Source organism: Magnetococcus sp. PR-3 (assembly GCF_036689865.1).
Taxonomy (GTDB): domain Bacteria; phylum Pseudomonadota; class Magnetococcia; order Magnetococcales; family Magnetococcaceae; genus Magnetococcus.
Map to the genome: position 1 here is coordinate 84,572 of NZ_JBAHUQ010000028.1, position 9,521 is coordinate 94,092.

Genomic DNA, 9,521 nt, shown 5'->3' on the forward strand with positions numbered 1-9,521 from the left:
ATGCCCTTTCCTTTAAAACCCATTTTTTTCCTACTGGCCACGCTCTCTGCCCTGCTAACCGCCCTGTGCGTTCAACAAAATTGGCAGGTAGAGATGGACGCCACCCGTAATATTGTATTTGCGGGCATTTTCTTTACCTTCGCCATTACCATCGGTACCGCCAATCGCCGTCGCTTTGAGGGATTGGATGAGATTGCCAGCTTGAAATCCAGCATTCTCTCCTTTAACGACTATTTTATTCTGTGGCTACCACCCGCCCGACTGGCCTCGGCGCAAAAAGATTTTCATCAGCTCTTCCCCGTTATTAAACGTTCATTGGAGAGTAAACAAGCCTCTTTAAATGCCGAGAATCTACGCTGCCTGGATCATTTTTTTAGCCGCCTCATCCAGCACATTGAGGAAGCGCGGGAAAATGGCATGCCGCCACCAGAAATTGCCCGGCTGCTACAGTGGCACCAGAGCATGCGTTACTCCTTTGAGCGCCTACTGGCGATCAAAGAGTACAACACACCATCTGTCTTACGGGGTTTTTTACACTCTTCATTGCAGGTCAGCATGCTTATTCTCACCCCAGAATTTGCCACCATGGGTTGGCTGGGTGTGCCCTCCGCTTTTCTGGTGGCATTTATGAGTGTGGTGTTAATGGATATTCAAGATCAGATTGAGGACCCCTTTGGACAGGACCCTGACGACATTCGCTTTGAGTTTATTGACCGTGTTCAAGCCCGTATGCTTCGGGTAGAACGCCGATGAACCGGCATGTGGAAGAGAAGCTGGATCTGCTGGAGTCTATCCTTCGGGACCACCCAGAAGGGATGAAAGAATTTGAGCTCTACCAGCTCCTTAAAACACGCCAAATTGCCCCTTTTGATGCGGAGAACCTACAGGATCCAGAAGTACTATTTCGGGTTCATTTTCTGCTGTTTCATCATCTTTACCGACTTCGGGATCGGCTGCATACCCAACAGGTGGGACAGCTGGAGATCCACTGTCTAGAGATCAAACTCACCCCAACCGACCCACAACGGTCCGAGGGAGAGATACCAGCCCGGCACGATGGGTTGCGAGACTACTATCTGGACCTAAGCCATCTGGAGCAGACCACACGGGCGGATGTGGAACAGTTACTCCAACAATTTTGGGAACGTTTTGATCGGTTTGAAGGGCGGGATGCCGCCTTGTCCGTACTTGATCTACCTGCCGAGGCCGACCAAGCCAGCATTAAAAAGCGCTATCGGTCCCTGGCCAAACAGCACCACCCCGACAGTGGGGGAGATGCCGACCAGTTTCGTCAAATTGCCGAAGCGGCTGAGTTTTTATTGACCCCATAATCGATACCCTGAGCAACCTTCAGCCTTGCAGCCCACGCTCTTACGCCATCTCTACACGCCGGTAGAGGATGCTTTGTTGATCGGGGGGGGGGGAGGCAGAGAGGCGACCGCTAACAGAGGCATGAGCTCGGGTAGAGATCGTGTTCCAACACTATTTACGTTGATCCCCCAGCTTGCGCTTGGTGGTCGAGCCTTGTGAAGCCTGGGCCGTACGACGTTTGCGCTTAGGCAGCTCTTTACTGTCCCGCTCTTCACCCCGCCCGACTTCACCCGCTTTTTCCAAAGCACGACGGGTCATTAAAGGACCAATCAACTCAAAAATGACTGTTGAGCCAATGACCACGGGCATCAGTAGCGCTTCTAAATGGGGGAAACGCTGGGAAGCAATCAAGGCCATACCCAGGGCCACACCGGCTTGGGGCATAAGGGCCATCCCCATCCAACGGGTCATCACAGGGTTAGCATCGGTCCACCAACCCCCAACCCAGCCACCCAAAAAACGACTGAGAATACGTAGACTTATGTAGGCTGCCCCGACCCAACCAATGACGGCTAGCCCCTCCAGTTGCATGGATGCCCCACCAAAGACAAACAGCAAAATCATAAAGGGCCAGATTAATTTTTCCACATGGCGAACGGCATCAGCACTACGCTTGCCCACATTCACCAGCACTGCACCCATGGACATGGCTGTTAGTAAGAAGGAGACCCCAAGACTAAAGGCAATACCACCTGCCAGGGCAATACCCCCAAAGGTAATTACCAGGGAGCCCTCATGGGTATCGCAGCGTTCCATACCCTGCCCCAGCGCCACCCCAGCAAACCCACCCAACAACAAACCACCTGCAATTTCCCAAACACTAATGAGCAGTGGCTGAATAAAGCCCCCGTCCCCACCCATGGCGGCCACAACAGAGACCAGCAGACTAAAAACCATCAGCCCCAGGGCATCATCCACCGCCACAATACCGAGCAAGGTATCAGAAAAAGGACCTTCAGCTTTGGATTCCCGGACCACATCAATGGTTGCAGCCGGCGCGGTGGCTGTGGCGATGCCACTGAGCAACAGCGCAATCTCGGTGGGCACCCCCAACAGGTGCAACCCCACCCCCACCACCATCACGGTGATCACCACCTCTGCAATGGAAAACCCCATCACTTGGCGACCATAGCGATCCAGGGTGGCTGGGGTAAATTTACTTCCTAATAAAAACCCGACCATCAATAAAGCAGCATCGGCCGCGGCCAGTAACCAGACATCCTGTTTGGGGACAATAAGGGTCAGCCCCATGGGGCCTAAAGCCACGCCCATAAGCAGCAGTAAAGTCACACGGGGTAGCTTGATATGCCGCCCGATCACCTCGGTTGCCAACCCCAGTAAAAACAACCCCCCTAAGGTAACAAACAGATGCGCCTGTGCCGTAACTTGACCCATATCCCCTCTATTACATCGGTCTATATGGAAAAATGAGGGGCGAATGCCCCCTATCCCTTATACACCTTTTCACCCCGATTGGTTCCTTTTATCCGTACGGAAAAAATTATCGTTGTGCTGGCAGGGTGCGTAAAAAGGCGAGAATATCAACGGCACTCTCCACACCATAGGTAAACATAGCGGGTTTATTCTCAATACCTGGACGACCATGGAGAATACGATGCAGGGTTTGCCAGGGCTCTCGATTGGCAACCATACCCAACGGAACGATGGGGCCTTTAATACCGTTGCTACCATGGCAACTTTCGCACAACGCCTGATAGCGCTGCGCCCCTTGCTGAACATTACCCCGGCGCATACGACCATCATCCCGGTCAATATAGCGGTCCATATTGACCACACCTTCCCGCATAAAGCGGATAAGGTCCGTTTCATCTTTGGCCAGTAGCAGTGAATTAAAGCGGTGACCACCCCGGAGTTTAGCCTTTACCTGGGCATCACTCATGCGGTCAATATCCTCAACCCCTTGGATAAAGGTGTAGTGAGGCCCCCCACGGTAAATACCATTACGGCCATAGCCATCCCAGCCATGGCACTCTTTACAGCGCCAAGTAATACTACCTTGGAATTGAGCCTGCGTGGGGTAGAGACGATGGGTCGTCCGAGGACCTACCGAAGCTTTTTCCTCATACCAATTATCGTACAAACGCCCACCACGGGTGATAGAAGCTTGTCGTATGGCCTGCTCTTCGGGGCTCAGTGGTAGAGGCTTCTCCGCACAACCACTCAGCAACAGCACCACCATGAGTGCCAGTCCCAATAATCCCGTTTTTCTTCTAGCCAGTCCCATAACCCACCTCGGTTGCATGCCTTTTTATGTATAAAACCGCACCAGTATAGAGATAAATAGATCGAAGCTCACCCACTCTTTATCCCTAAAGCATGATCAATACCGTGCAAGGGCCACTGTAAATTGATTGCTTCTTAATCCGCTCTGGTCCAAGCTTAAATTCTAGCGTGGATTTATTAACGATGCGTGGAGAAACAACCATGTCAGATACCTTTAAGGCTCTGGTCTTACGTCAAGAAGAACGCAAAACCGTTGCAGCCATAGAGCACCTAACCAACGATGATCTACCTGAAGGTGAGGTGCTCGTTGCCATTAAGCATTCCAGCCTGAACTATAAAGATGGCTTGGCCATTACCGGGACCGGTAAAATTGTTCGCAATTTCCCCCATGTACCCGGCATTGATCTAGCCGGGGAAGTTCTTGAATGTGAGGGCGGCACCTTTAAGCCGGGTGATGCCGTGGTGCTCACCGGCTGGGGCGTTGGAGAACGTCATTGGGGCGGCTATGCCCAGCGCGCACGGCTGAAAGCCAAATGGCTAACCCCACTACCCGATGGATTCTCCACAGCCCGTGCCATGGCTGTTGGCACCGCAGGCTTTACCGCCATGCTGTGTGTGATGGCGCTGGAAGAGTCTGGTTTAACACCAGAGGCTGGCCCTATTTTAGTGACGGGTGCCGCAGGGGGTGTCGGTAGTGTGGCTGTTTCCCTCCTCGCCGAGGCAGGCTTTGAGGTACATGCCGGTTCAGGGCGGGCTGAGCTCGAACCTTACCTCAAAGAGTTAGGGGCCAAAGAGATTGTACCCAGAGCTGACCTGAGCCGTGAAAGCCGTCCGTTGGAGTCCGAAATCTGGGCGGGTGCGGTTGATACCGTCGGCAGCCAGACCCTAGCAACCCTCCTTAGCCAAATGAAATATAATGGCGCCGTGGCCGCCTGTGGTTTGGCCGGTGGCATGGATCTACCCACCACCGTGTTCCCCTTTATTTTACGCAATGTACGGTTGCAGGGGATCGACTCGGTCTACTGCCCCCCCTCACGGCGTCGTGAAGCGTGGCAACAACTGGCCAAACGTCTGCCCCTGGACCTACTGGACAGTTTAACCACCCATATCAGTTTGGAACAGGCCACCGATGCCGCGCAAAAAATTATCGATGGCAATATCCAGGGACGGGTGGTTGTGGATATTTAAGGGAACAGTTCTACCATGAAAAAAGGCGGATATCGCAAGATATCCGCCTTTTCTATATGCTCTAGGTTGGATGAAAGTCAGACCATAACCTGTGAACTTTCATCGGCATCCAACAATTTGGCCACCTTATGGATAAAATCAGCCGTGCGGTCGGGGATGGCATCAGGATGACGCTCCAACTGGTTCACCCCCCAGTGCATACCCGCCAAAGCTAGATCCCGTTGTCCCTGGTAGCGATCCAGTAAGGTTTTCAGATAACGGCTACCAGCCATCACATTCTGTTCCGCATCAAAAGGGTCATTAACCCCCATCTCTGTCGAAACCTGAGGCTTCATCTGCATCAACCCCTGCGCCCCTTCCGCAGAAACCGCGCGGGGATCAAAATGGGACCCTACATAAATGACGGCACGCAACAAGCGCTCATCGACACCACTATGCACAGCGGCCCGTTGGATGAGGTCGGCATAGGGAATATTTTTTGAGGTTGTAACGGTCTGTGCCGCCACACGCTGACCACCCACCACTTCGGCCATACGCGCTGCCGGGTTTTGGCCAATGGTGACACGGGGTGCTTCACGACGGTGCTGTTCATCGGCCATGCCCCCGCCCTGATGGTGTGCAAGCCCCTGGGTACCCATACGTGCTTCACGTACCGCAATACGATCTACCTGCCCCGGAGCAGCATGTGTCTCAACCCGCTGGTGCATATATGCGGCGTTCACATGCTTGGGGTTAATGGGTAGAGCCCCACCATTGGGTACCGCTTGGTAGATCCAACTCGCCGCCGCACGATCCACCATATGTGGACGCTGCTGTAACGGTGTAGATACCGCAGGCGCATGACGTTTCAGGGATCCACGCACCATATTGGACAGGTAGTCCACCATGGTGTTATTAAGCGCCGCAGGACGCAAAGTTGTGGCACTTGCCCGTTGCAGTGCCTGTTGAAACGCTTCGGCATCGCCACCAACAGGGGCAGCTCGGCCGGCACCATCGGTATGGCGCGACCATGAGGCCGGGGTAATAGGTGCTGGGAACATTTTCATCATCGTCCCTCCTTGGCCGAAGGTGCAACCGATGCAAGCATCGATGGTTTTCTTAGGGACGATCCATTCGTCCCAAACCTCTGCATCTTCCTTCTACATTGGGGCCGGGGTATCCTTACCCAGACCCCAACCGATCCTCCCTGGATCGGTTGAAACTGTTTCCCACCCTTTAAATAGCAATGGCCATGCCATGAATTTTTAGGTATTGTTTATTAAGGGATTTTAATAAACCAAAACCCTTAATTTAGATTTTAAAGAGACAAAGACATCTTAAGTTAGCTGCTGTAAATAGCCGCTATTTCATGCCATATCCATAGGTGCAAACATGGGTAAGATAGAGATCGTGACCGGGGACATCACCCGCTTGAGCATCGACGCTGTGGTCAATGCTGCGAATAATGCCTTGCTGGGGGGAATGGGTGTAGATGGTGCCATCCATCGAGCAGGTGGCCCTGCCATCCTACAGGCCTGTCAAGCATTGCGGGAAAGGGATTATCCAGACGGCCTGCCCACCGGTGAGGCGGTTGCCACCACCGCTGGGCTATTACCGGCCAAATGGGTTATTCATACGGTGGGGCCTGTCTATGACCGGGATCCGGACCCGGCTGGACAGCTGGCCGCCTGTTACCGTAACAGCCTATACTGCGCCCAAGAGGTAGGGGCGCAAAGTATCGCCTTTCCCAGTATCAGTACGGGGGTCTATGGCTACCCCAAGGCGGCCGCTGCACAGATCGCCATACAGACCCTACGCACCACAGAGATCCCCATGGCGCGCAGGGTATTGGTGGCGTTTAGTGAGGCAGATGCCCAGATTCTTCAACAGATCTTGGCATCGCTCACATCGCACACTACTTAGCGGGAAACTTGTAGAAGGCTCGGTTCAGATAATCGGTTACCAACTGTTCTTCTTCATCAAACCAGCCTGCACCTGTCTGGTTATTGCAGCGCGCCACCATTTGCCTTAGGCTGTGGTAGTTGCTCATGCGACGGTCATCACGGGTATAGATCGCGTTATCATCAAAACCCAATCGACTGGCGTGACACTCGGTGCAACTTTCGTTATGCAGAACCTTGCCTTCATCGGCAGCAGCATTTTGAACGGTCATTAGGGCCAAAAGACCCAAGCCCATTGTCAACACAGTTTTCATCTTAAAAAGCTCCTTAAAAGCCATGACTAAACAAAATGTAACCCCAACCATTTCTTCATCCCCCACCGTACTGGTGGTAGGTACCGGTGCCATCGGCGGTTTTTATGGCGCTCGGCTGGCCCAAGCGGGTGCTCAAGTATCTGTCGTCTGTCGGTCCGATTATGAAACCGTACGTGATCACGGCATCATGATCCACAGTTTTGATCAGGGAGAACACCACTTCGTTCCCCACTCTGTGCATCGTGAGGTGGAAGGGTTTCCTGAAACGCCCGATTATATGCTTATCACCCTGAAAGTGCTGCCCCAAATCGACCTACCCCGTATCATTGCACCTAAAGTGGGTCCCCATACCACCATTTTACTCATCCAAAATGGTATTGAAATAGAAGAAGCCGTTTATCAAGCTTTTCCCAATAACCCCATGATCAGCAGCTTAGCTTTTGTTTGTGTGAGCCGAACCCAACCCGGACACATAGACCATCTCTGTTTTGGCCACCTAAGCATGGGACACTACCCCCCCAAACCGGTAGAACCTGCCCTAGAACAGCTGGCACAGCTGTTTCAAAACGCACATATTGATGCCAAAACCACCGACAATGTGGTCACCGCCCGGTGGCGCAAACTGGTATGGAACGCCCCTTTTAATAGCATTTCAGTGCTCGGCGGCGGTTTGACCACCCGGCAGATCATGGACCGTGAACCGTTAAAAAAGCTGTGTCGCGCTGTTATGGCAGAAGTGGTCGAGCTAGCCTTGGCTGCGGGCCACCCGCTGGATGAAGATGTGATTGAAACCAACATGGCCGCCACAGAGAAGATGAAACCCTATCGGACCAGTATGCTACTGGATCATGAAGAGGGTCGGCAGATGGAGGTGGAAGCTATTTTGGGTAATGCCCTTAAACGTGCTGAGAAGCTGGGCCACCACTACCCGCACTTAGAGAGCTTCTATGCCCTGTTGAGTGCGATTGCCCACCCCTAACTTTTGCAGGATATGTATTGTCAAAAAAATGCCGCGCCAAGACCGTGACACGTATGTTTACCTTAGGATCATTCAAAAAGAGATCTAACTAGACCGTGGGCTGTGCACCCTTACTGAAACATCAAAAATAGCTGTATCAAACCAATTAAGATCAGCCCGTAAACCCCACCAAAGTAGACGGCCGCCGCCACTTTTACCGCAATATCCTTGGTCTGTTGCCAGGGTAAGGTGGGGAGGTAAGAGGAATTGTGCATGGTGCACCCCTTGGGGTAGTGCTGTCGTTTAAAGCGACTGTCTGGCCATCAAGCAAAACAGGGTTTGGGTGATCAAAAGCAAACTCTATTCCATGTCTACTTTTATTGTTCCCCACCTATAGGTACCCAAGGACAATTAAAAGTCGCGCTATAGGATATTATTCAGCTGTAGACCTCCAGATTATAAATAATAATGATACCCACCATTCAGAATTGATTCGCTTGGTTTTCACTTCTATGCCATACTGAAGTCACATTATGTCACATTTGCAGGAGATGACTATGGCTACCCCTCTACCCGCCAAGGAACGTGATCGGATCATCCGAGAAAAGATGACGCTCATTGAGAAAATGTCCGATCATGCCTCTAATCGAGAAAAGCTAAAGACGCTTTTTGAAAAATTCGATCAATTGCCAGACATCAGTGATCAAACGGCCTCTTGCATCACCCGTTGTCAAAAGGTTTGCTAAGGGTCTGTACCAGCAAAGGATTCTCTTGTTGGCCACAGGGCTACATACCCCCTTCCATGGGGGAAGATGCTTCTTTTCTTATCTGAAGTTGAGCCATAGCATAAACCCCAGTCGAATGTGTTGGAGCCTATATTAGCGCCTCCAGTCCCATGCGCGTAGGCGCGCAAGGAGAAACCTAGCGCAGAAAAACGCTGTGTTAGGGTCTTCGAACCTAGCCTACACACATGCCCGCATGATGTCGTGATCAGCAAGAATTTTGCAGATAGAAGCAACCACCCACCATCTGTTCATGCCTAGGCTTACCTTGAGTTTGACACCTGGACGGTGAAATGCCTCGTCATAATAAAAGAACAGAGCTAACCAATCCTCTTGTGTCGGGCTCTACCTTCAACCAACACAACCCCCACCCGTGAACTCATACCGCAAACGAATTTTCTGCCCGCAAACTGGTCGTAATTGCCCCAATTTTTTCGTTAGAAATGACCACGCTCATATGCTCATGCCTAGGCTCACCCGGTGTTTGGTTGGTGTGAAACGGCAACACATCTCTGTAAAAAAAGGCATAGAGATCATCAATCCTGTGCTATCGGGTCCTGCTTTCACCCATACAGAGCCCATACCCCTTAAAGCCTGTCTCCCCCAGCATGCTTTGATTGTCCTCTTCACAGATATCCACAAAGAGTGCTGCCCATCATGGCAAGCAGATCATCAGACAGGGGTATTGCGCCCAGGCAGCTCGACTCTCCGCTTCCAACCCACACGGCTCAACAACATATGTTCAGCGACACCCTTCATAAACAAAGAGCGCTCTAAACAAGGA

11 protein-coding genes are annotated in these 9,521 nt (G+C 52.0%); 6 read left to right on the plus strand and 5 right to left on the minus strand.

What is annotated here, in order from left to right:
* A complete protein-coding gene (locus V5T57_RS15035; RefSeq protein WP_332892061.1) occupies positions 1-753 on the plus strand; it encodes a bestrophin family ion channel in 753 nt (250 codons plus the stop codon).
* On the plus strand, positions 750-1,331 hold the full coding sequence (locus V5T57_RS15040) for a DNA-J related domain-containing protein (RefSeq protein WP_332892062.1): 582 nt from the start codon (positions 750-752) through the stop codon (positions 1,329-1,331). The genes V5T57_RS15035 and V5T57_RS15040 overlap by 4 nt, the downstream gene beginning before the upstream one ends.
* A gap of 151 nt (positions 1,332-1,482) precedes the next feature.
* Here V5T57_RS15040 and V5T57_RS15045 read toward each other — a convergent pair whose 3' ends face one another.
* Together V5T57_RS15045 and V5T57_RS15050 are read right to left on the minus strand one after the other, a co-directional pair.
* The gene (locus tag V5T57_RS15045; protein ID WP_332892063.1) at positions 1,483-2,766 is read right to left on the minus strand and encodes a cation:proton antiporter; all 1,284 of its coding nucleotides are present in this window, start codon (positions 2,764-2,766) and stop codon (positions 1,483-1,485) included.
* Positions 2,767-2,872: 106 nt separating this feature from the next.
* The gene (locus tag V5T57_RS15050; protein ID WP_332892064.1) at positions 2,873-3,616 is read right to left on the minus strand and encodes a c-type cytochrome; all 744 of its coding nucleotides are present in this window, start codon (positions 3,614-3,616) and stop codon (positions 2,873-2,875) included.
* Positions 3,617-3,816: 200 nt separating this feature from the next.
* On the opposite strand from V5T57_RS15050, the gene acuI reads away from it, so the two are divergent.
* Positions 3,817-4,803 carry an acrylyl-CoA reductase (NADPH) gene (gene acuI, locus V5T57_RS15055; protein WP_332892065.1) on the plus strand — a complete coding sequence of 329 codons (987 nt, stop codon included), beginning with the start codon at positions 3,817-3,819 and terminating at the stop codon, positions 4,801-4,803.
* Positions 4,804-4,880: 77 nt separating this feature from the next.
* Here the strand turns inward: acuI and V5T57_RS15060 are convergent, their stop codons facing one another.
* A complete protein-coding gene (locus V5T57_RS15060; protein WP_332892066.1) occupies positions 4,881-5,852 on the minus strand; it encodes a lytic transglycosylase domain-containing protein in 972 nt (323 codons plus the stop codon).
* A 322-nt stretch (positions 5,853-6,174) separates the two neighbouring features.
* On the opposite strand from V5T57_RS15060, the gene V5T57_RS15065 reads away from it, so the two are divergent.
* Entirely contained in the window at positions 6,175-6,705 is a 531-nt protein-coding gene (locus tag V5T57_RS15065; protein ID WP_332892067.1) for an O-acetyl-ADP-ribose deacetylase, read from the plus strand.
* Here V5T57_RS15065 and V5T57_RS15070 read toward each other — a convergent pair.
* Complete coding sequence (locus tag V5T57_RS15070; RefSeq protein ID WP_332892068.1) at positions 6,698-6,997, minus strand: hypothetical protein; 300 nt, start codon at positions 6,995-6,997, stop codon at positions 6,698-6,700. The two genes, V5T57_RS15065 and V5T57_RS15070, sit on opposite strands and share 8 nt — an antisense overlap.
* Before the next feature lie 22 nt (positions 6,998-7,019).
* On the opposite strand from V5T57_RS15070, the gene V5T57_RS15075 reads away from it, so the two are divergent.
* On the plus strand, positions 7,020-7,976 hold the full coding sequence (locus tag V5T57_RS15075; protein WP_332892069.1) for a 2-dehydropantoate 2-reductase: 957 nt from the start codon (positions 7,020-7,022) through the stop codon (positions 7,974-7,976).
* Between the two features lie 110 nt (positions 7,977-8,086).
* On the opposite strand, the gene V5T57_RS15080 is transcribed toward V5T57_RS15075, so the two are convergent.
* Positions 8,087-8,230, minus strand: a complete 144-nt coding sequence (locus tag V5T57_RS15080) for a hypothetical protein (RefSeq protein ID WP_332892070.1) — start codon at positions 8,228-8,230, stop codon at positions 8,087-8,089.
* Between the two features lie 282 nt (positions 8,231-8,512).
* On the opposite strand from V5T57_RS15080, the gene V5T57_RS15085 reads away from it, so the two are divergent.
* Positions 8,513-8,701 (plus strand): hypothetical protein, encoded by a 189-nt coding sequence (locus V5T57_RS15085; protein ID WP_332892071.1) that lies wholly within the window; start codon positions 8,513-8,515, stop codon positions 8,699-8,701.
* The last annotated feature ends 820 nt before the right edge of the window (positions 8,702-9,521 follow it).